At 61.6% G+C, this 20,976-nt stretch carries 16 protein-coding genes; 9 read left to right on the plus strand and 7 right to left on the minus strand.

Annotated features, from left to right (window positions below; genetic code table 11):
• The first annotated feature begins 27 nt into the window (after positions 1-27).
• The 6 genes from RDW26_RS02540 to RDW26_RS02565 all read left to right on the plus strand — a co-directional run bounded on the left by RDW26_RS02540 (position 28) and on the right by RDW26_RS02565 (position 6,678).
• Positions 28-864 carry a deoxyribonuclease IV gene (locus RDW26_RS02540; protein WP_307982392.1) on the plus strand — a complete coding sequence of 279 codons (837 nt, stop codon included), beginning with the start codon at positions 28-30 and terminating at the stop codon, positions 862-864.
• Positions 865-1,257: 393 nt separating this feature from the next.
• Positions 1,258-2,601: an AMP-binding protein gene (locus tag RDW26_RS02545; RefSeq protein ID WP_307982393.1), complete on the plus strand. Its 1,344-nt coding sequence runs from the start codon at positions 1,258-1,260 to the stop codon at positions 2,599-2,601.
• An 87-nt stretch (positions 2,602-2,688) separates the two neighbouring features.
• Positions 2,689-3,342: a LysR family transcriptional regulator substrate-binding protein gene (locus tag RDW26_RS02550; RefSeq protein ID WP_307982394.1), complete on the plus strand. Its 654-nt coding sequence runs from the start codon at positions 2,689-2,691 to the stop codon at positions 3,340-3,342.
• 146 nt (positions 3,343-3,488) lie between these two features.
• A complete protein-coding gene (locus RDW26_RS02555) occupies positions 3,489-4,439 on the plus strand; it encodes a 2-oxoacid:acceptor oxidoreductase family protein (protein ID WP_307982395.1) in 951 nt (316 codons plus the stop codon).
• On the plus strand, positions 4,439-5,755 hold the full coding sequence (locus RDW26_RS02560) for a transketolase C-terminal domain-containing protein (protein ID WP_307982396.1): 1,317 nt from the start codon (positions 4,439-4,441) through the stop codon (positions 5,753-5,755). The genes RDW26_RS02555 and RDW26_RS02560 overlap by 1 nt, the downstream gene beginning before the upstream one ends.
• Before the next feature lie 2 nt (positions 5,756-5,757).
• Complete coding sequence (locus RDW26_RS02565) at positions 5,758-6,678, plus strand: thiamine pyrophosphate-dependent enzyme (protein ID WP_307982397.1); 921 nt, start codon at positions 5,758-5,760, stop codon at positions 6,676-6,678.
• Positions 6,679-6,923: 245 nt separating this feature from the next.
• Here RDW26_RS02565 and RDW26_RS02570 read toward each other — a convergent pair whose 3' ends face one another.
• The 3 genes from RDW26_RS02570 to RDW26_RS02580 all read right to left on the minus strand — a co-directional run bounded on the left by RDW26_RS02570 (position 6,924) and on the right by RDW26_RS02580 (position 9,275).
• A complete protein-coding gene (locus RDW26_RS02570) occupies positions 6,924-7,781 on the minus strand; it encodes a universal stress protein (protein ID WP_307982398.1) in 858 nt (285 codons plus the stop codon).
• Between the two features lie 81 nt (positions 7,782-7,862).
• Entirely contained in the window at positions 7,863-8,093 is a 231-nt protein-coding gene (locus tag RDW26_RS02575; protein ID WP_294379891.1) for a hypothetical protein, read from the minus strand.
• Positions 8,094-8,105: 12 nt separating this feature from the next.
• Positions 8,106-9,275, minus strand: a complete 1,170-nt coding sequence (locus tag RDW26_RS02580; protein WP_307982399.1) for an anion permease — start codon at positions 9,273-9,275, stop codon at positions 8,106-8,108.
• Between the two features lie 488 nt (positions 9,276-9,763).
• On the opposite strand from RDW26_RS02580, the gene RDW26_RS02590 reads away from it, so the two are divergent.
• Positions 9,764-11,329 (plus strand): aminotransferase class I/II-fold pyridoxal phosphate-dependent enzyme, encoded by a 1,566-nt coding sequence (locus tag RDW26_RS02590; protein WP_374110306.1) that lies wholly within the window; start codon positions 9,764-9,766, stop codon positions 11,327-11,329.
• Positions 11,330-11,708: 379 nt separating this feature from the next.
• Here the strand turns inward: RDW26_RS02590 and recQ are convergent, their stop codons facing one another.
• The 4 genes from recQ to RDW26_RS02610 form a co-directional block, all read right to left on the minus strand.
• Positions 11,709-13,598: a DNA helicase RecQ gene (gene recQ / locus RDW26_RS02595; RefSeq protein WP_307982400.1), complete on the minus strand. Its 1,890-nt coding sequence runs from the start codon at positions 13,596-13,598 to the stop codon at positions 11,709-11,711.
• Positions 13,599-13,791: 193 nt separating this feature from the next.
• Complete coding sequence (locus RDW26_RS02600) at positions 13,792-14,202, minus strand: peptide deformylase (protein WP_307982401.1); 411 nt, start codon at positions 14,200-14,202, stop codon at positions 13,792-13,794.
• Between the two features lie 352 nt (positions 14,203-14,554).
• Complete coding sequence (locus tag RDW26_RS02605; RefSeq protein ID WP_307982402.1) at positions 14,555-15,859, minus strand: amidohydrolase family protein; 1,305 nt, start codon at positions 15,857-15,859, stop codon at positions 14,555-14,557.
• A 698-nt stretch (positions 15,860-16,557) separates the two neighbouring features.
• Positions 16,558-18,624, minus strand: coding sequence for an elongation factor G (locus RDW26_RS02610; RefSeq protein WP_307982403.1), 2,067 nt, complete (start codon positions 18,622-18,624; stop codon positions 16,558-16,560).
• A 580-nt stretch (positions 18,625-19,204) separates the two neighbouring features.
• On the opposite strand from RDW26_RS02610, the gene RDW26_RS02615 reads away from it, so the two are divergent.
• Complete coding sequence (locus RDW26_RS02615; RefSeq protein ID WP_307982404.1) at positions 19,205-19,570, plus strand: hypothetical protein; 366 nt, start codon at positions 19,205-19,207, stop codon at positions 19,568-19,570.
• Positions 19,571-19,865: 295 nt separating this feature from the next.
• Positions 19,866-20,792 (plus strand): choloylglycine hydrolase, encoded by a 927-nt coding sequence (gene bsh, locus RDW26_RS02620; RefSeq protein WP_307982405.1) that lies wholly within the window; start codon positions 19,866-19,868, stop codon positions 20,790-20,792.
• The last annotated feature ends 184 nt before the right edge of the window (positions 20,793-20,976 follow it).

Below are 20,976 nucleotides of genomic sequence, written 5' to 3' on the forward strand. Positions count from 1 at the left end.
AAATTCGCAAACGAAGAAAGGGTCGATATGCTGACCATCGGATGCCATCTGTCAACGTCGAAGGGCTTTCTAGCCATGGGCGAAACCGCGCTTTCCATCGGCGCGAACACGTTCGCGTTCTTCACGCGAAACCCGCGCGGTGGCAAGGCGAAGGCCATCGACCCCGCCGACGCGGCGGCGCTGCGCGCGCTGATGGCCGAGCACAACTTCGGCCCCTTGGTGGCGCACGCCCCCTACACGCTCAACCCCTGCTCGGACAAGCCGCACGCCCGCGAGTTCGCGCTCGAATGCATGGCAGACGACCTGGTACGCATGGAATCCGTGCCCGGCAATTACTACAACTTCCATCCGGGAAGCCATGTGAAGCAAGGCGCAGAAACGGGCATCGAGCTGATATCGGGCCTGCTCAACCAAGTGTTGCGCCCCGAACAGACCACCACGGTGCTGCTGGAGGCCATGGCCGGCAAGGGTACCGAGGTGGGCCGCACGTTCGAGGAGCTGGCCGCCATCATCGACCGCGTGGAGCTTTCCAATCACATGGGCGTGTGCCTGGACACGTGCCACATCCACGACGGCGGCTACGACATCGTGAACGACCTGGACGGCGTGCTCGACGAGTTCGACCGCGTGATCGGCCTTGAGCGCCTGCGTGCCGTGCATATCAACGACTCGAAGAACCCCTGCGGAGCGCACAAGGACCGCCACGAGTGCATCGGCCAAGGCTTCATCGGCGTCGACGCATTCCAGCGCATCGTCACGCACCCCGCGCTGCGCGAGCTGCCCTTCATCCTGGAAACCCCCAACGAGCTGCCCGGCTACGCAGCCGAGATCAAGCTTCTGCGCGAGCTGGCAGAAAGGGAGTAAACAGCGAAAAGGCAGCTGGCAAAGGGCGCGTTGGTACCCGGACAGCACGCAAGGAGAATAGGGAAGGCGACACGCCTTCGCCTTCCCTATTCTCCGCCCTCCACTCCCCCCTCTTCCCATGCGGCAGCTCACCCGACAACCGTTGAGCACGCAAACCGACAAATACCCGCGGCAAACATCGCGATTCTTTTCGCCAGCTTCCCCTTCCCCGCCCCTTCCTTCGCCATATATTCCCAGGTCAGCTAGGTTATCGATTTGCCCGATAACAATCCATCGATAAATATCCTAGTAACCTGCGTTGAATACCGGGCAATTCGGTGTTTCAATACGAACAGCAAAACCACGGCAGGCAAGGCGCCCGCCGGCACTACGCGATCCAAGGAGCACCGCATCATGGCAAAGAAGAACATCCCGTACGACCAGAAGTACTACGATCCCGAGATCGAGTGCATGCCGCGCCCCGAGCTTGAGCAGCTGCAGCTCGAGCGCCTGCAGACCATGGTGCAGTACGCCTACGACAACACCGTTTACTACAAGCGCAGCTTCGACGCCGCCGGCGTGAAGCCCTCCGACATCAAAACGCTTGACGACCTGGCGAAGTTCCCGTTCATCAACAAGCAGACCGAGCGCGAGACCCAGCACGTGGGCAGCTTCTTCGGCGAGCTGTGCAGCGTGCCCGAGGAGGACGTCGTGTTCATGGCCACCTCCTCCGGCTCCACCGGCGTGCCCACGGTCAGCCCCTTCACGCAGGAGGACTTCGACCTGTGGCAGGACACCGAGGCCCGTCTGTTCTGGCAGGCCGGCATGCGCCCCAACGACCGTTACGTCCACGGCCTGAACTTCGCCCTGTACGTCGGCGGCCCCGATGTCATCGGCGCGCAGCGCCTGGGCGCACTTGCCATCTGGGCCGGCGCCATCCCCTCCGACCGCCTGATCTTCGTGCTGAAGCAGTACCAGCCCACCATCATCTGGACCAGCCCCTCCTACGCCTGGACGCTGGGCCAGAAGATCAAGGAGAAGGGCCTCGACCCACGCAACGACTTCAGCATCCGCACCATCATCGTCGCAGGTGAACCGGGCGGTTCCATCGAATCAACGCGCGAGAGCATCGAGGAGCTGTGGGGCGCGAACGTGGTCGACTTCTTCGGCCTGTCCGACATCTACGGCGCCTGCGCGGCCATGTGCGAGGCGAAGGACGGCCTGCATATCGTTGAGGACCAGATCCTCGTTGAGACCGTCGACCCGGTCACCGGCGAGGTGCTCGAGCCCGGCAGCGTGGGCGAGCTGACCTACACCACCCTTATGAAGAAGGCCCGCCCGATGATCCGCTTCCGCACCGGCGACATCGGCTACGTTTCCACCGAGAAGTGCAACTGCGGCCGCACCCACGCCCGCATCCACGTGACCGGCCGCAAGGACGAGATGTTCATCGTGGGCGCCGTGAACGTGTTCCCCTCCGACGTCGAGTACGTCGTGCGCAAAGAAGCGGGCCTGACCGGCGAGTACTCCATCCGCGTGTACGACGAGAACTTCACCACCCGCTATGAGGTGTCCGTCGAGCGCGCCCTTGGCAGCGACGAGCCCTACGATCAGGTGTCCAAGCGCGTCGAGGCGGCGCTGAAGGCCCACACGGGCGTGCGTCCGGCCAAGGTCATCGTGTTCGACGCCGACAAGCTGGGCACCTCCAGCGAGCACAAGGCGAAGCGCTTCATCGACGAGCGCGACAGCGCGAAGTAAGCGACGGCGCAAAACCATCTGGTTCACATCGACCGCATCCCGCAACAGGCTTTTGCGGGATGCGGCACAGAACGAAAGGATCTTCCCATGGCATACGATTTCTCCGTTTCCGGGCAGCATTACCTGTTCAATGTCCAGACGTTTGCGCACACGGTGCTGGCGCTCGGCGGCGACTCCTACAACTACGCGTTCCGCGACCGCACCACGCAGGGCGTCATCGATGACGTGGCATCGGGCGAAAGCGAGCTGGGCGTGGTGTTCGAGACCTCCGCGACCGCCGCGGAGCTTGACGCCGCCTTCGACGCCGCCGGCCTCGAGTTCGTGCAACTGGTCGAGTCGGCCCCACGCGTGGCGCTGCCGGCAAGCCACCCGCTGGTCAACGCGTCCAGCCTGACGCTCGAGCAGCTTGCCGATTACCCCTACATCTACTTTGACCAGGGAAACGACGTTCCGGCTGCCTTCTTCGAGGAGGCGCTGGGCGACCAGCCGCGCGCCAAGTCCATCGCCACCACCGACCGCGCCAGCCTTTCCGAGCTGATCGTTGCGCTCAACGGCTACACGGTCACCTCCGGCATCCTGGTGGGCATCTCCGATGGCGCGCAGCTGCGCACGGTTCCGCTTGACGCGGACGTCACGCTGCGCTTGGGCTACCTGAAGAAGAAGGGCGCGCAGCTCGACGGCACCGCGGCGCGCTTCGTGGCAACGCTCGAGAAGAACTTGGAGCGTTACGCCAAGTTCTAGGAAACGCGGTTTTTGCGACCATGGAGGGGACGAGCGCGCTCGTCCCCTTTTCGGCGTTTTGCGGGCCGACGCCGGGCCTGCCGGATGCCGGGCAAAAGCCGTGGCGTATGATGGAACGGCGTATCCAAGACGGGAAAAGGTTTCACATGATAGAAGTGCTTTGGCATGGCCGCGGCGGGCAGGGGGCCTTCACCGCCGCTCGGCTTCTGGGCGCGGCGGCGTCGCTTGACGGCAAGCGGCACGCGCTGGCGTTCCCCTCGTTCGGCCCCGAGCGACGCGGCGCCCCCATGCGCGCGTTCACCAAGATCGATACGGTGCAAATCGGTGACCGAAGCGCCGTTTCGAAGGCGGATTTCGTTATCTACCTGGACGGAACGCTGCTGGCGTCCGGCTGGGAGCGCGAGCTGAAGCCAGGCGGCATCTGCCTGGTGAACACGGCTGATGCGCTGGACGATCCGCGCTTGCTGGCCATCGACGCGGACGGTCTGGCCACCGAGCTTCTGGGCCGGCCCATCCCCAACACGGTGTTTCTGGGCGCGCTGGCGCAGCTTGCCGATTGCGTGAACCGCGAGAGCATGGAGGAGGCCATCCGCCAGTACATGCCCGCAAAGCTGCACGACGGCAACATCAAGGTGGTCGAGCGCGCCATCGCGCTGGTCCAGCAGGCCGAGGTTGCAGGGCATGAGGAAGCTGACGTTGACGAATCCGCAGGTCATTCATGTGCTGCGGCGGAGACGGTAACCGCTTTGCACCGGTCTGCGCATTCTTCGGCAGCGCATATGCCGCAGCTGTTCGCCACCGTTCCCGAACCTTCCGCCTACGCCGACACCACCTGCTACACGGCGGGCTACTTGACGCAGGTCAACGCGGGTTGGCGCAACATGCGCCCGGTCCTCAATGCGGACGCGTGCACGGGCTGTCTGCAGTGCTACCTGTACTGCCCGGACGGCGCCATCTTCAAGGTTTCCGGGCAGAACAAGGCGGGCGTTTCGGTGGATATCGACCTTGATTTCTGCAAAGGCTGCGGGGTTTGCGCCGCTGCCTGCAAGTTCGACGCGCTTTCCATGGCGCCCGAAGCGAACGCGAAGGAGGCGTGATGAGCATGAAGCGTTTTCTATCCGGTGACGAGGCGTTCGCCGAGGGCGTGCGCCTGGCGCGGCCGCAGGTGATCTCGGCCTACCCCATCACGCCGCAGACCGTCGTGGTCGAACGCCTCTCCGAAATGGTCGAGGAAGGCCAGCTGGCGGCCGAGTACGTGCACGTCGAAAGCGAGCATTCGGCCCTGTCGTGCGCCATCGGCGCGTCGGCCACGGGCGCGCGCACGTTCACGGCGACGTCGAGCCAGGGCTTGCTGTACATGGCAGAATGCCTGACCTATGCTGCAGGCGGCCGCTTCCCCATCGTCATGATGAACGCGAACCGCGCGACCGCGCTGCCGTGGAATATCTACGGCGACCAGCGCGACAGCCTAGCGCTTCTGGACCACGGCTGGGTGCAGGCATACGCGCAGGACAACCAGGAGGCGCTCGACCTGGCGCTCATGGCCTATGCCGTAGCCGAGGACCCTGAGGTCCGCACGCCGTTCATGGTGAACTTGGACGGTTTTGCGCTCACGCATACCTACGAAAGCGTGGATATTCCCGACCAGGAGCAAGCCGACGCGTTCCTGCCGCCCTACGACGGCGCAGGCAACCGCTTCGACTTCGCAAACCCCGTCAACATCGGCTACTCGGCGGGCCCGGAGTTCAACCGCTACTTCAAGCGCTCGGCTCACGAGGGTATGCTGGCCGCCGCCGACGCCGTGGAGCGCGTCGAAGCGCGCTTCGCCGAGGTGTTCGGCAGGAGCTATCCGGGCCTGATCGAGGCCGTGAACTGCGACAATGCCGAAATCGTGCTGGTCACGCTGGGCTCCATCGCCGGCCTGGCGCGCGAGCGCGTGGCGAAGCTGCGCGCGCAGGGCGTGAAAGCGGGCCTGGTGCGCATCCGGTACATGCGCCCGTTCCCCGCGCGGCAGATCGTGGAGGCGCTGGCGAACGCGACAGCCGTCGGCGTGCTGGAGAAGGACGTCAGCTTCGGCGCGGAAGGCACGGTCATGACCAACGTGTGCTCCGCACTGCAGCAGGCGGGCAACGCCGTGCCGGTGGTGAACTTCGTGGGCGGCCTTGGCGGCGACGATATCACGCAGGCCCAGATGAGGGGCATGTTCGAAGTGCTGGAGCAGATCGCCGCCGGGCGCATCGCGCCCGAGGATTGCCCGCGCGTGGGCTTTTTGGGCGTCGACTCCGTTGCCGACGAGTTCGGCAACCCGTGCTGCGAAGGTTGCGGCGACGCCGGGGCCGTTGCCATTGCCGGCGGCGACCCTAAAGGCGTGCGCGACGGTGCGTGCGCAACCGATGCGGAAGGAGGCCGATAGCCATGGCTTTGAACGCGAAGACCCTGCCCGATGACGAGTTCTTCTTCGGGCACAAAGCCTGCGCCGGATGTGGCGGCTCGCTTGCCGTTCGCGCAGCGCTCAAGGTGCTCGGCCCGAACGCGGTAGCGGCGCTGCCGGCGGGCTGCATGAGCGCCGTCGGCTTCAACTTCCCGCAGCTCTCCTTCGCCAACAATGCGATGATCACGCCTTTTGCGGCAACGGCAAGCGTGCTCACCGGTATCGAGGCCGGTTTGCGGGCGCAGGGCATCAAGCCCGACGACTGCACCGTGGTGGGTTTCGCCGGCGATGGCGGCACCGCCGACATCGGCCTGCAGGCGCTTTCGGGCGCCATCGACCGCAACGACGATGTGCTCTACATCTGCTACGACAACGAGGCGTACATGAACACGGGCATCCAGAAGAGCTCGCTGACGCCCTTCGGCGCGAAGACCACCACCACGCCGGCCGGGCGCAACGCGCACGGGTGCCTGACGCAGAAGAAGAACGTGTTCGAGATCGTGGCCGCGCACGGCATCCCCTATGCGGCCACCGCCAGCGTGGGGTATCTGCCCGACTTCCTGCGCAAGCTGGAACGCGCCCGTGACATCCGCGGCACGCGCTTCATCCACGTGATCGCGCCCTGCCCGACCGGCTGGGGCTGTCCCGAGGCCGATATGGTGGACGTGGCGCGCGACATCGTGGATTGCGGCCTGTGGTATCTGGCCGAATACGAAGGACCCCAGCTCAGCGGCGTGCCGGGCGGGCAGTTCAAGCTCAGCAGGAACCCGCGGGAGTTCGCCAGCGTTGAGGCATATCTGCGACGCCAAGGCAGATTCCGCGCGCTCACCGACGACGAAATCGCCCAGGTGGAAGCCGGCCGCGACGCAAAATGGGAGAAGATCCGCCGCGATTGGACGGCGTAACGCGAGGATGCGCGACGAAGCGACGGCACGACGCAACGGCTGAGATTCGCGAATAAGTTACCGCCATAGGGCCATCCTCCCGGCGGCGTTTCTTTCGCCCGCAAAAACCGCCTCGCCACCGCCCAGCGGGCGATTTGCTCGCCCGTAAACCCCAACAGAAACGGAAACCGGCGCTCAAGGGCGCCGGTTTCGTATGGGGGGATGCCGCCAAGGGGAGATGCGACATCGGATATGTTGCGGAGCGCTTATGCCTGAGGGACGATGATGGTCGGCACCTTCAGGTTCAAAAGCACGCTGTGAGTGACGCTGCCGAACAGCGTGCGACCCAGCGCATTGCGCGAGTTGGTGCCCATGACCAGCATGGATGCTTCCTTACCGGCTTCGATAAGGGCACGGGAGGGCGAGGAATCCTCAACAGTGCGGCCCGTGGCCTGCAGCGCCGGGTACTCGAAGGCAAGTCGGCCGAGCTGGCGGTCAAGCTCGATCTGACGCTGCTCGCCGACGGGGGCGAGGCCGCCGCCCATGGATTCCGCGGTGCGCTCAAGCCATGCGGGAACGCCCCAGGCGCTGATCAGCTCAAGCGGCTGCTGCGTGGCCACGGCCGCGCGTGCGGCGAAGTCGATGGCGCGGGCGCTGATCGCCTCGTCGGGGCCGACGCCCACGACGACCCCGGTACCCTGCTGCTTCGCATCCCAATCCGCGGGCACCACGACGGTGGGGACGCTGGTGGACACGGAAACGCGCAGGCCCTTCGCGCCGCCGATGGTTTCGCCGATGGTGTGGCCGTGGTGGCTGCCCAACACGATCAGGTCGTGCATGGCCGCGGAATCGGCGAGCACGCCGACGATGTCGCCGACGGAGACGCTTGCCTGGATGCGCATGTCGGGATAGCTTTCCAAGGCTGCTTGGCGCTTCTTCTCGAGCGCGGCGGTCACGGTTTCGGTGATGGTTTCGACGCCTACTCCGGCTTTGTTGGCGATCGCTTCATCGATGACCGCCAGCATGTGGACGTCGTAACCGACCACGCGAGCGAATCGCACCGCCCAATCAAGGGCGCGACGCCCGCGATCGCTGCCGTCAATGCCTACCAAAATGCTTCCCATTGCAACTCCTAACGAAGTGATCGCATTCGGATATCGGTCAGAAGATAATACCCGCCAAAAGCACCCAACTGCAAACGTTGATTAGTGGAACATCGGAATCATGAGCCAAAGGGCGAATAAAACGATCGAGACGCAGGCGGTGAAGCAGATAACGGAGACTACACGATGCAGCAGATGAGCGTTGCCCTGGGCGTCCACCGAGCCGTCGGCCCACATACGCAAACCCCATGCATACAGGACGCTGATAAGGCTCGCAACGCAAACCGCGGTGAATAGAACGGTGGCGAAGCTAATGATTTCAGTCGTGATCATGTTCTACCTTCCTTACGCAGCCTGAGCTTGAGGCTGAACCGTGCGAGCCTTTTCGGCGTTGATGCTCACCTCGTGGCTATCGTTGACGTTGCCGCTGTTGACCGGATTACGCTTCGAAAGGCGGAAGATGATCAACGCAACGCACACGGCGATGGCAACCGTTGCAACGGTGCCCCAGACGCCGGTTTTCGCCAGAGCGCAAGCAAGAGCACCGACGATGCTGGCCGCGGGGAAGGTAACCAACCAGGCGATCGCCATACGGCCGGCAACGCCCCAGTTGACCGGATTGCCCTTCTTGCCAAGACCGGTACCGATGATGGAGCCGGAACAAACCTGCGTGGTGGAAAGTGCGAAGCCAAGGTGGGACGACACCAGGATGGTGGTTGCGCTCGCAGCCTCGGCGGCGAAGCCCTGCGGGGTGCTGATCTCGGTCAAGCCCTTGCCCAGCGTGCGGATGACGCGCCAACCACCCATATACGTGCCGGCAGCGATGGCGAGGCCGCAAATGGCGACGACCCAAAGCTCAGGACCGGAACCGGAAGGCTGAAGGCCCACGGCAATAAGCGTCAGCGTGATAATGCCCATGGTTTTCTGGGCGTCGTTAGTGCCGTGCGAAAGAGCCACCAAGCAAGCGGTGACGGTCTGACCGTGACGGAAGCCGGACTCGACCTGTTTCTCGCTCATGTGCTTAACCACGGCGAAGATGATCTTGACCGCGCAGAAGGCCGCCAAACCGGCAACGACGGGAGACACCAGAGCAGGGACAAGGATCTTGGTGATCACGGCAGTGAAGTTCACGCCCTCAACGCCCGCGCCGATGATGACGGCGCCGACCAGACCGCCGAACAACGCATGGCTGCTCGAGGAAGGAAGGCCTACCAGCCAGGTGAGCAGGTTCCAAATGATGGCACCGATCAAGCCCGCCAAGATGAACTCAGGCGCGATGGTGACAACTTGCTCGTTGATCAAACCACCGGAGATGGTCTTTGCGACCTCCACAGACAGAAACGCGCCGACGAGGTTCAGCGTACCTGCGGCGATAACAGCGGTTCTGGGCTTGAGCGCGCCCGTAGCGATGGACGTGGCCATTGCATTGGCCGTATCGTGGAAACCGTTCGTGAAGTCAAACGTCAAAGCGGTGACGATCACCAAGCCGACGATTACCAGCGTTGCCGGATCCATTACTTTCGTTCTCCCTTCGAAAACCTCATTGCGTCGTTAAAACATCGAACGTTTGAGAAGCTCTACCCCATATGAGAGCTTGATTCTCCCGAACGCATTTACTACGACGTTTCAAGGGCGCAGCACACCCTCGGCATGCAGAGAGAAAGTCTAGGGGCGATATGTAAAGCGACTGTAAGGCCGACTTCAGATGAGGGTAATGCTTTTGAGGAATCGGGGAGAAGAAGTGAACAGACCGCTAATCGGAGAAAGTTCATTCTTGAACTTCAGGGGCTTTATGAAATTGAACACACGACTATGCGAACGTGCTACACTGCAAGAAATTGAACCTATGAACTCTGAACTGCAATTGAGTGATAACTTCAGTTCATGGTTCAGTTTAAAGGTTCATGGACTGAGTTGTTCATACTTTGGTTCAATTTAAAGTTCAATTCTATATTGAACTGAACTTTGAACCTATAGTTTGAACTTTGAACGAAAGGACCGGCATGGATCAGAACGTGTTTGCCGAACAACTAAAGATTGCCATGGATGCCACCGGCATGAAGCAGGCAGATTTGATCCATGCAGCACAAGAAGAAGGTCATAAACTCTGGAAAAGCCAGGTCAGCCAGTATGTTAGCGGCAAGACCATCCCCCGCCCCGATGTGATGCAGCTGCTTGCTGAACTATTGAACGTCACTCCTGAGTGGCTAGGCGGCGAAGAGTCTGCACCTATGACTCCTCCTGAGCATGAACCTTCTACACCTGAACCACTTGTTCATGAGGTTCAAAACGATTTTGAACCTTCCAATACTAATGAACCTGCTGTGTCTGATGATCAAGGGAGCGTACCTATGCGTCAGTTCAAGAAATCCTCGAAGCTTGATAACGTTCTGTACGATGTTCGTGGTCCGGTTGTGGACGAAGCTGCTCGCATGGAATCCCAAGGCATGCGCATTTTGAAATTGAACATCGGCAACCCTGCCCCGTTCGGGTTCCGCACGCCCGACGAGGTGGTTCAGGACATGCGCCATCAGCTTCCCGATTGCGAGGGCTACAGTGATTCGAAGGGCTTGTTCAGCGCGCGCAAGGCCATCATGCAATACTCTCAGATCAAGGGCCTTCCCAATGTGGATATGGACAGCATCTACACCGGCAACGGCGTCAGCGAGCTCATTAACCTGTGCATGCAGGCGCTGCTCGACACCGGCGACGAGATCCTTATCCCCAGCCCCGACTACCCGCTGTGGACGGCTTGCGCCACCCTTGCCGGCGGCACGCCCGTTCACTACATCTGCGACGAGCAGGCTGAGTGGTATCCCGATATCGACGATATCGAGCGCAAGATCACGCCGCGCACGAAGGCCATCGTCATCATCAACCCCAACAACCCCACCGGCGCGCTGTATCCGCGCGAGGTGCTGCAGCAGATCGTCGATGTGGCTCGCAAACATCAGCTGATGATCCTGTCCGATGAGATTTACGACCGCTTGGTCATGGACGATCTTGAGCACGTCTCCATCGCAAGCCTTGCTCCTGACCTGTTCTGCATCACCTTCTCGGGTCTTTCGAAGTCGCACATGATTGCCGGCTATCGCATCGGCTGGATGGTGCTGTCCGGCGAGAAATACTGCGCGCAGGACTTCATCTTGGGCCTGAACATGTTGTCGAATATGCGCTTGTGCTCCAACGTGCCGGCGCAGTCCATCGTCCAGACCGCTCTGTGGGGCCATCAGAGCGTGCGCAACTACGTGGTGCCCGGAGGCCGCGTCTGCGAGCAGCGCGATTACGTGTACAAGGCGCTCAACGACATCCCCGGCATCACCGCCGTCAAACCCCGTGCGGCTTTCTACATCTTCCCGAAGATCGATGTGAAGAAGTTCAACATCACCAACGACGAGCAGTTCGCGCTCGACCTGCTGCACGAGAAGAAGATCCTACTGGTTCCCGGCAAGGGCTTCAACTGGGGTTCGCCCGACCACTTCCGCGTGGTATACCTGCCGCGTATCGAGGTGCTCTCCGAAGCCATGAGCCAGCTCGGTGACTTCCTCTCGCACTACCGCCAAGCGTAACGGGTTTGGAGACGCACGTGAGCAGGGGGCAGTCCCCTGCTCACGTATCAGGGTCGTCCAACCGCTGCTGCGCGGTCGCCTACCGGCATGACAGGAGTCTGTCCCGTCAAGCGCTTTTGAGGCGTTTAGAGATTTCAAAGCATTACTCATCAGATATGGGAAGAGGGGCGCAAGCCCCTCCTCCCATATGGTGCCAAGCTATGCGTGGCCTTATTTCAGCTGATGCTGATGCGCGAAATGCACCTTGCTTCGACGCGGAGCCAATTCAAAGCAAGGCTGTTCTCACGGCAACAAGATATCTAGCTCTTGTCCCTTGCATTAGGGAATTTCAATACGGGCCTGTACCTTTCGCCCGCAAGCAACCGAATCGCGCCGCCGCCTACTGCACTTCGGAGCGATAGGCTGCGATCTCGTCGAGGAAGGCTTTGCCGTACTTCTCAAGCTTCTTCATGCCTACGCCGCTGACGTCCATGAACTCGTCCTCGGTTTCGGGCATGCGAGCGCACATATCGCGCAACGAGGCATCGCCGAAGACCATGTACGGAGCCAGTCCACCTTCGACCGCCAGCTGCTTGCGCAACGCACGCAGCCTTTCGAACAAATCCTGGTCGTATGCTGCATAGGGACCGCTTGCCGTACCCGACCCACCGAACGAGTGACCGCCGGCAACGCCCGGCTTACGCTGCGGTTGTCGCAGCACCTGCTTCACCTGCAATCGAAAATCAGGCGCTGCCGCTTCACGGAAGCGAGCCCCAAACCCCACTACGGGGAACTGGCCATCCGATATCTCCAAGTACTCGCCCGCCGCAAGCAGCTCGATGACCTCTTTCAGCTGCACTTGCGACATGCTGACGGAGTTGAGGCACTTCGCCTGCGCAAGGCCGAATTGCTCAAGGCGCTCCATGTTCGTGCCACGCAGCACATCAACCACCACGCCTTTGCCGAACCTTCCGCGCAGCTCCTGCACGCAACGCATGACAGCACGCGCTTCCGCGGTGACGTCCACTGCCCTGAACCCACCTTCGCAGTTCGAGCAGTTGTTGCACGAGCCGTTGTCCTGCTGCGCTGCGGACTCATCGCCGAAGTAACGCAACATGTAGCCGCGCAGGCATTCGCACGTCAGGCAATAGCCTTCCATGGCCGCCAGCATACGGCGCCTAGCCGCGCGGGCAACCTCAGCTTCCTCGGGGCTCATGCTTTCGTTGCCGCTATCCTGTTCAAGGAAGAACCTGCAAGTGGACAAATCACCATCGCTCCAGTAGAGCATGCACTCACTTGCAAGCCCGTCGCGTCCCGCGCGGCCCGCTTCCTGATAATAAGCCTCGATGCTTGACGGCATGTTGTAGTGGACGACGTAACGCACGTTCGATTTATCGATGCCCATGCCGAAGGCGTTAGTCGCCACGATGACCGCAGCGTCGTCGTTGATCCATGCCTGCTGATTGGCGCTGCGCTCTTCTTTTCTCAATCCTGCGTGATAGCGCGTTGCCTTCACGCCGGACTGCACCAAGTGTTCGTGCACCTTCTCGACGTTTTTGCGCGTATTGCAATACACCACGCCTGAGTCCTCGGGATGCGCCTTCGCATACGTTGTGATGCGGTTCAGCTTTTTATTCGGCTCTAGGCGCTCTACGGAAAAGTGGAGGTTCGGCCGGTCGAAACCGGTGACCGCTTGGTAGGGATCTCGCAATCCTAAAAGGCGCACGATGTCGGCACGAACGCGCTCCGTTGCCGTTGCGGTGAGTGCGGCAACAGTGGGACGCGTGGGAAGCTGCTCGATGAACATACCGATGCGCAGATACGACGGGCGAAAATCCTGGCCCCATTGCGAAACGCAATGCGCTTCGTCTACCGCGACCAGCGGGATGGGCGCCTGCGAGGCGAACTCCACAAAGCGCGGGTCCTCCAAGCGCTCAGGCGCAACATAAAGCAGGTCGAACTCCCCCACTAGAGCACGCGCCATGATCGAACCCTGCTGAGACGGGGTAAGCGTGGAGTTCAGATACGCCGCCTGAATGCCGGCATCCTGCAAGCTGCGCACCTGGTCGCCCATCAGCGACACCAACGGGCTTATAACCAGCGCAAGGCCGCTCATGACAACGCCCGGTATCTGATAGCATACCGACTTACCGGCGCCGGTAGGCATGACCGCAAGCGCATCGCGACCTGCAAGCAAAGCCTGCACCACGCCCTGCTGGCCCGGCCTGAAATCCTTGTAGCCGAAATGCATTTCCAGCGCCAAGCGCGCCTGCTCTATAGGTACCGACACGGCAAACCTTTCCCTCACAACAAGTTCCACTATGCGCGAAGCGCAAACGCAAATCTAAATGCAGCTGCTATGAAAACGCAAATCCGCGATTACATGATCGCGTCACCGCAATCCTGCAGGAGAATCGCGGCTTACAGCAACTTCGAAGCCTATCCCGGAGGCGTTTCACGTGAGAAAACGCTTCGATAAACGCCTAGATGATAATCCCGTTGCAGTGATCTATTTCGTGCTGGATAATCTGCGCAGTGAAGCCACTGAAGCTTTTCTGGCAGGTCTTGAACGATTCATCCTGATACGACACGCGAATCTTGCGATACCGCCGACACGGCCGCTGCCCCACAAGCGACAGGCACCCCTCCTCGGTGGAATACTCGCTTGAGGCATGCACGATTTCGGGATTGAACATGAGCTTGGCAGTGCTATTGTCGTCGAATACGATGATGCGCTTGCGCACGCCGATCATGTTCGCCGCCATTCCCACGCACTCATGAGCGTGCGCTTCTAGCGTATCGAGCAAGTCCTGCCCGACAGGCGCATCCTCGATGGTTGCGGCCTCCGATGGCATGGCCAAGAACAGCTGGTTTCGCATAATCGGTCTGATCATCGGGTGCTCGTGCCTCCTACATGAATATGGACAAGTGGGTTGCGAATATATGAAAAGGGGGTTCGCTGCACCTACTGTACCATGCGAAACCCCCGCGTTCAAGAAAAATCGAACGTTTGTTTTATTGTGTTTTCACACCGTTTGACCTGCGGAAACAGCAGATTCTTCCACAAAACCCCGTCAAATCCGCGCATTATCAACAGGTTGACTACCCTCGGTGACAAGCAACCCGTCTGAGAAGCACAAGCCATATATGCAGCAGCAAATCCCGAACAAACCGACCACCGCATTCAGCAGACGTCTTCCAAGACCAGGCTCGCGCCATGACGCGCGACCACCCCATCCGGATGCGCTATCGCGGCAAGAACTTGTCCAACTCGCGATCTAGCTCGGAAAGGTGCTTCACCTGCAGGCCATCGGCGAACTTGCCGCGGACCATGACGCGCCGCACGTTTCGCAGCGCCTCCAGGTCATCTAGCGGGTTCGTATCCAGCACGATCATGTCGGCCGATTTCCCTACTTCGATCGAGCCCGTCTCGTCACCAAGCCCGATGATGCTCGCGTTGCCCAGCGTTGCCGCATGCAACGCAAGTTGGCGGCTTGCGCCCACGATGCGCTCGAAGTACACCAGCTCGCGCCACATATCGTATTGCGTAACGTACGGGCATGCCGAATCGGTACCCAATCCAACGGGAATCCCCTGCTCCAAGGCCTGTTTTGCGGCAGACACGATACCGTCGAAGACGATGCGCCCGTTGACTACCTGGATCTCGGTGGAATGGGTCATCTCGGGCGGCAACTTGATGAACGGCAGCGCCGGGGAGACGGTGCAGGTCAGCGAGCTTTTGCGGCCCACGCCGTTTTCGCGGAACAGCGCCAGCAGCTCGTCGTCCAAAACGCCGCCGTGCTCGATGGTGTCCACACCCGCTTCCAGGCCCACGCGAACTCCCTCGGTGCTCTCGATATGCGCCGCGGTATGCATGCCCAGCTTGTGAGCCTCGTCCACCGCTGCCGCCGCGATCTCGGGCGACATGCGCAGCACGCCCGGCTCGCCTTCCTTCTCAGCATCAAACACGCCGCCGGTGATGAAAAGCTTCACCAGGTCGCACTTATGCGCGAAGCAATCGCGCACGATTTCACGCGCTTGATCAGGCGTTTCGGCAATGTGCGCAAACAACCCTGCGCCGTGACCACCCGGTACCGTCACGCCCACGCCCGACGTGACCAGCCGCGGACCCTGGTACTTGCCAGCGTTGATGGCATCGCGTACCCACACATCGGCGAACCCCGGGTCACCCACGCTTCGCACCGTGGTGACGCCGCTGGCAAGCTGCTGCTGAGCATGCTTGCGAAACGTGCGATGCAGATACCAACGCCCAACGGGGTTGGCAACCACCTTCTCGATAAGGTCGCCCGCCGCGCCGGCGCTGGTGGGCTTGCCGCTACCGCACAGATGCACATGCAAGTTGACCAGGCCCGGCATCAAATACGCGCCCTTCAAGTCGACTTCCTGCGCACCCGCAGGACCCACCGTGGAAGCAGCCGGACCGACCGCGCTGATGCGGCCGTTATCGTCCACGGCAACGGTCATATTCTCCTGAGGTTGCATATCGCGCGTGCCGTCGAGCAGCGTTGCGTGCGTGAATACGTAAGACATGGCATTCCCCTTTACTTACCTGCGCCGATGCATGGACATGGCGCGGAATCAATGATTCGAGCCTACCAAGAACTCAGCAAAGCGTCTAGGGAAAATGCCCACATGAGGAAAAGTTACCGGGGCTAGAAGGAGATGCATCAGACGGCCCGAAACGCTAGCGCACACGACACGGAGTCCCGCTATAACCTGGGAGAACTCCCACCTTCGCAAGATAGAGGAGACTGCAGCCCGCCAACGACGCAGGGTTTCTCGGTCATTCCAGCGGCTTCCTGGCAGACGGAATCTTCCCAAACCTGCAAGGTTCAGCGGACAGTTTTCGGTGTAACGCACAAGGGTTCTGCAAGATGGCGGCGTCATACTCGAACCAGGCGATGAGGCGGCTGGATTTAAGCGGGCCGTGTCATGGGAGACGCTCCTGACCTGCTGCTTCACTCCCCATCGCCTCTCCTCCCTTTGGAACGGGCGGGCTCCTCGCAAACTCAGGGCCTGCCCGCCACAAGCAAGCAGACCGCCACGAAACGCGGGAACCCTGCCCTCACGCACGCCGATAATCCCGATCCGCACCACACGACCGTCAAACCGTCCCGACAAGAACGCACCAGGAGGCGCGAATGCGAGCATCAAACCGAAACGCTTCGCCGCAGCAAACAACGAGCCGCCCCGAAGGACGGCTCGTTGCAATCATCTTATGGACCAGCCTATGCCTTCGATGCCTGGTAAGCCTCGACCAGTTTCTTCGTCACATCGGCGGGCGCAGGATCGTATCCCTCCAGCTCAATGTAGTAGCTGCCGGAACCGCGCGTCATGGCGCGCAGGTCCTTGGTATAGCCGATGACCTCGGCGTACGGCACGCGCACCATGATGACCGTCTCGCCCTCGTCGGTGGAGTCGGTGCCTACGATGCGTCCGCGACGCGTAGCAATGTCGCCCATAACGGTGCCGGCGTACTCCTCGGTGACCACGATATCCATGGTCGCCATTGGCTCGAGCAGAATAGCGCCGGCCTGCTCGCATGCCGCACGGAAGCCGATGCGTGCGGCGGTCTTGAACGCCATCTCGTTGGAGTCGACCGAATGGTACGAGCCATCGAACACGGCGCACTTGATGTCAACCATGGGATACCCCGCCAAGAAGCCCTCTGCCATGGCCTCCTGAACGCCCTTATCAACAGCGGGGATCAAACCGCCAGGGATAGCGCCGCCCTTGATCTCGTCGGAGAACTCATAGCCCTCGCCGGGGTTGGGGCTGATGCGGAGCCAGCAATCGCCGAACTGGCCCGCGCCGCCGGTCTGCTTCTTGTGGCGCCCTTGCGCCTCGGCCGTCTTCGTGATGGTCTCGCGATACGGGATGCGCACGGGAACCAGGCGCGCCTCCACCTTCGCCTGCTCCTTCATGCGCGCAAGCAGCGTCTCCACCTGCGCTTCACCCATTGCCGTGACGATAGTCTGGTGCGTCTGCTCGTTGCGGGCGACGCGCAGCGTGGGGTCGTTCTCGACCGCGCGCGCAAGGAAGGTGCCGACCTTGTCCTCTTCCTTCTTATTAGCCGCCTCGATGGCAACGGGATATTGCGGCACAGGCAGCGGCAGCGGATCGATGGACATCGTTCCCGATTGCGAGAGCGTGTCGCCGGCACGCGTGTCGGTGAGCTTGGGAACCACGATAATGTCGCCAGCCTTCGCGGACTTCACATCCGTGGCCTCCTTGCCCATCATCACGTACAGGTGTCCCAGGCGATCTTTCTTACCCGTGCGCGCATTGGTCAGCTCCATGCCGGGAGTGAGCACGCCGCTGATCAGCTTCAAGTAGCTCAAACGTCCCACGAACGGGTCGGCAACGGTCTTGAATACGAACGCCGCCGGCTCGCCGTCCTCATCCACGAACGTCTCCTCGCCGTTTGCAAGACGGAAGGCGCCGTGGTGGCGCGGATGCGGGAAGTAGGTGCAGATATCCTTCATCACGCAACGGATGCCCTGCTCGATGATGGTGGAGCCCACGTACACGGGGATGAACAGCTCCTGCGCGATGGCCTTATCGAGCAGACTCTCGAGCTCTTCCTGAGTCAGCTGCTCGGAACCGTCCAGGTACTTCATCATCAGGTCGTCGTCGGCCTCGGCTACCAAGTCGCACAGACGGTCGCGAGCAATCTGCGCCGCCTCAGCGTACTCGGCCGGGATGTCCTCGATGCGGTCGTCGGTGGTGCCGTCCTGGTCGAAGTAGCGGGCCTTCATGCGCAGCACGTCGATGACGCCCTTGAAGTCCTCGGCAACGCCGATGGGGATGGTGACCGGCCCCAAGCGGCTTCCGAAACGCGCATGAAGCTGCGCCATGATGGTGTCGAAGTTTGCGTGCTCGCGGTCGATGTGGTTGATGAACACGGCGCGCGACAGGCGCATGCCCTCGGCTTCGCGCCACAGCTTCGTGGTCATGACCTGGGGACCTGCGACGGCATCGATGACGAATAGCGCCATTTCGGCAGCCTGCATGGTGGCAAGCGTGTCGCCGATGAAGTCGGGATGACCCGAGGTGTCGAGCAAGTTGATCTTGTAATCATGGTACGGAATGGGCGCAACGGACGTGCCCAGAGTGAACTTGCGGCGAATCTCCTCTTGATCGTAGTCAAGGTAGGATTTGCCGTCGTGAGTGGTGCCCATACGCGGCGTGCGGCCTGAAACGTGCAGCATGGCCTCGGCGAGCGAGGTTTTGCCGGCACCGTCTTGGCCCACCAGCACGATGTTTCGGACATGTTCGGTAGCAGGAGCTGCCATACGATCACCTTCCCCTTATAAAGGCGTCGCGCCCGATTCGCCAACTCGATTCAAGCGCGAAACGCAGTCGAACCAAACGGTCGGAACACTACTGATAGTGTAGCGCAAAACCCAGCGCGAGCCGGTAAAACGCCTGATGATGGATACGCCCCGGGGCGTTGCAGGGAGGTGGGCAGTGCCCCGAGGCCGCCGCAAGGGAGATGATTCGGGAAGCTAAAAGACGAGCATCAAGGATACCGAGCTTTATGGGAAACCGGGCAGACAGCAAGCCGGGGCGCAGCGACGGAAACGGGGGGCAACGGCGAGTCGAAGCACTAGACGGAAAGGAAACCGGGGGACCGAGACAATGCGCACCGAGAGACCATCTGCAAACCGAAGCGCCGTGGAGCAGACGGACCTCGAAGAACACTGGGTAATACATGTGGCGAACTCGTTACGCGTTGGTGACAGCGTCAGCGCGCGGCGGCCCATAGCGCCCGCAACGCGATACCCTACGGATAGCGGAACGCGGCTGCTAGGCCCGTCCCGCACAACGATTACCCGCGCCGCCCCGTGCGGCGCTACGCATAAGGAGCTGCTTATGGCGTTCCCGAAACATCCCATCATCGACGTGACCCCTGTTGACGCGGCGCGCGGCGCCGCCGCTGCGGCCCAAGCCGCTGCGGAGCCCTTCACGCCGCCCTCGTTCGGCAAGCGCGTCGGGAAGGTGGATAACCAGCCGCCGCACACCACGTTCGTCGACGGTCGCGGCAATCCCGTTCGCAATCAAGGCGATGCTGCCGCTGCCGCATCGCGCCTGACGGGCGCAGCCCAAACCGTGGCCGGCGCCGCCGTCATGGCGGTGGGCGTGCCCATGCTCATATTGCCCGGGCCCGGCGTGCTCGCCATCGGCGCCGGCGCCGCCATAGCCGCCGGCGGCATCAAGAAGATCCGCAACGGGAAATAGTGCAAGGACGACGGCGGTTGTTCGCCGTTCCCAAGCCTTTCGCACCCACCAGCCCAGACCCCTCAAGCCCAACAGCCCGCATATCACCTCGCGCGATGCGCGGGCAGTTCGCTTTCTTTGCCTGCAAGCCGCGCGAACTTCCGCTCAACGGCTTCGCAACGCGAAGGCAACGCTCGGGGTTTCCCCATTGCAAGCTGCTGCCACAGGCGTACTATTCCTTTCCCGCAGGGGCAAAACGCCCCGAAAGAGCAAACGCAGGCGCAAACCCGCGCGTCAACATTGAACGGAGGCACGTATGTGCACAGCGATTCGATTCACCGATTCTGACGGAAACCTATATTTCGGCCGCAACCTAGACTGGGCGTACGGCTACGGCGAGACCATCACGTTCACCCCGCGCAACCATCCCGCGAACACGGGGCATCGTGCGGTGCTGGGCATGGCCATCGCATCGGAGGGATACCCGCTGTACTTCGACTGCGCCAACGAGAACGGCCTGGCCATCGCGGGCCTGAACTTCCCCGGCTACGCCTACTTCCCCGACGATGCGCGCCCGGGAACCACAGCCGTGGCCCCGTACGAGTTCCCCTTGTGGGTCGCCTCGAACTTCGACAACGTTGACGACGTCGAGGCGGCGCTGGCGAACATCACGCTGGTGAACAAGGGCTTCGGCGACTTTCCCATCGCCATGCTGCACTGGATCATCGCCGACGCCAGCGGCTGCATCGTGATAGAGTCGACCGCCGAAGGCCTGCAGGTGATGCGCGACCCCGCCGACGTGCTTGCCAATCAGCCGGGGCTGGAGTGGCACCTGGAGAACCTGCGCAGCTACATGAACGTGACGCCCGGCTCCCCTAGCTCTGTGACGTGGGCAAACGCGACATTGACGCCCTACGGTGCGGGCGCTGGCATGCGCGGGCTGCCCGGCGACGTGTACTCCCCGTCGCGCTTCGTGCGCGCAGCGTACCTGAACGCGCATCATGCGCCGAAGGACACCGAGTGCGGCAACGTTGCCCGCGTGTTCCGCACACTCGGCGGCGTGGCCATGGTGGAAGGCAGCGCGCAGATGAACGACGGCGCGAACGAGTTCACCGTGTTCACCAGCGCCTATTCCGCGCGAGAGGGCCGCTACTACTTCAACACCTACGAGAACGCCGCCTACACCACCGCTGCATTCAAGGACTTCAACCTCGACGGCACCGAAGTCCAGCAGATACAGTAAGCACAATTAACCGCCCGAAGCCAGACACTTGGGGACGTAGAACTATCTGTCAGTTTTGCGGCACGTGCTCCGGTAGGCGACCTTCGCCGATGATCTCGTTTGCCAACCCTCAAATAGCAAACGCACGCACGAACTGCGAGGGAGCGAAACGGGTAAGGAACCAGCTACGGCGCAAGCTGACAGT

Source organism: uncultured Senegalimassilia sp., assembly GCF_902464545.1.
Classification (GTDB): domain Bacteria; phylum Actinomycetota; class Coriobacteriia; order Coriobacteriales; family Eggerthellaceae; genus Senegalimassilia.

What these genes read in the sequence shown, in the direction of transcription:
- RDW26_RS02540 (WP_307982392.1), top strand. Translation starts at nt 28, where the DNA reads ATGCTGACCATCGGATGCCATCTGTCAACGTCGAAGGGCTTTCTAGCC.
- RDW26_RS02610 (WP_307982403.1), bottom strand. Translation starts at nt 18,624, where the DNA reads ATGGCAGCTCCTGCTACCGAACATGTCCGAAACATCGTGCTGGTGGGC.
- RDW26_RS02575 (WP_294379891.1), bottom strand. Translation starts at nt 8,093, where the DNA reads ATGATCACGACTGAAATCATTAGCTTCGCCACCGTTCTATTCACCGCG.
- RDW26_RS02550 (WP_307982394.1), top strand. Translation starts at nt 2,689, where the DNA reads ATGGCATACGATTTCTCCGTTTCCGGGCAGCATTACCTGTTCAATGTC.
- RDW26_RS02600 (WP_307982401.1), bottom strand. Translation starts at nt 14,202, where the DNA reads ATGATCAGACCGATTATGCGAAACCAGCTGTTCTTGGCCATGCCATCG.
- RDW26_RS02580 (WP_307982399.1), bottom strand. Translation starts at nt 9,275, where the DNA reads ATGGATCCGGCAACGCTGGTAATCGTCGGCTTGGTGATCGTCACCGCT.
- RDW26_RS02570 (WP_307982398.1), bottom strand. Translation starts at nt 7,781, where the DNA reads ATGGGAAGCATTTTGGTAGGCATTGACGGCAGCGATCGCGGGCGTCGC.
- RDW26_RS02545 (WP_307982393.1), top strand. Translation starts at nt 1,258, where the DNA reads ATGGCAAAGAAGAACATCCCGTACGACCAGAAGTACTACGATCCCGAG.
- RDW26_RS02615 (WP_307982404.1), top strand. Translation starts at nt 19,205, where the DNA reads ATGGCGTTCCCGAAACATCCCATCATCGACGTGACCCCTGTTGACGCG.
- RDW26_RS02565 (WP_307982397.1), top strand. Translation starts at nt 5,758, where the DNA reads ATGGCTTTGAACGCGAAGACCCTGCCCGATGACGAGTTCTTCTTCGGG.
- RDW26_RS02560 (WP_307982396.1), top strand. Translation starts at nt 4,439, where the DNA reads ATGAGCATGAAGCGTTTTCTATCCGGTGACGAGGCGTTCGCCGAGGGC.
- RDW26_RS02555 (WP_307982395.1), top strand. Translation starts at nt 3,489, where the DNA reads ATGATAGAAGTGCTTTGGCATGGCCGCGGCGGGCAGGGGGCCTTCACC.
- RDW26_RS02605 (WP_307982402.1), bottom strand. Translation starts at nt 15,859, where the DNA reads ATGTCTTACGTATTCACGCACGCAACGCTGCTCGACGGCACGCGCGAT.
- RDW26_RS02590 (WP_374110306.1), top strand. Translation starts at nt 9,764, where the DNA reads ATGGATCAGAACGTGTTTGCCGAACAACTAAAGATTGCCATGGATGCC.
- bsh (WP_307982405.1), top strand. Translation starts at nt 19,866, where the DNA reads ATGTGCACAGCGATTCGATTCACCGATTCTGACGGAAACCTATATTTC.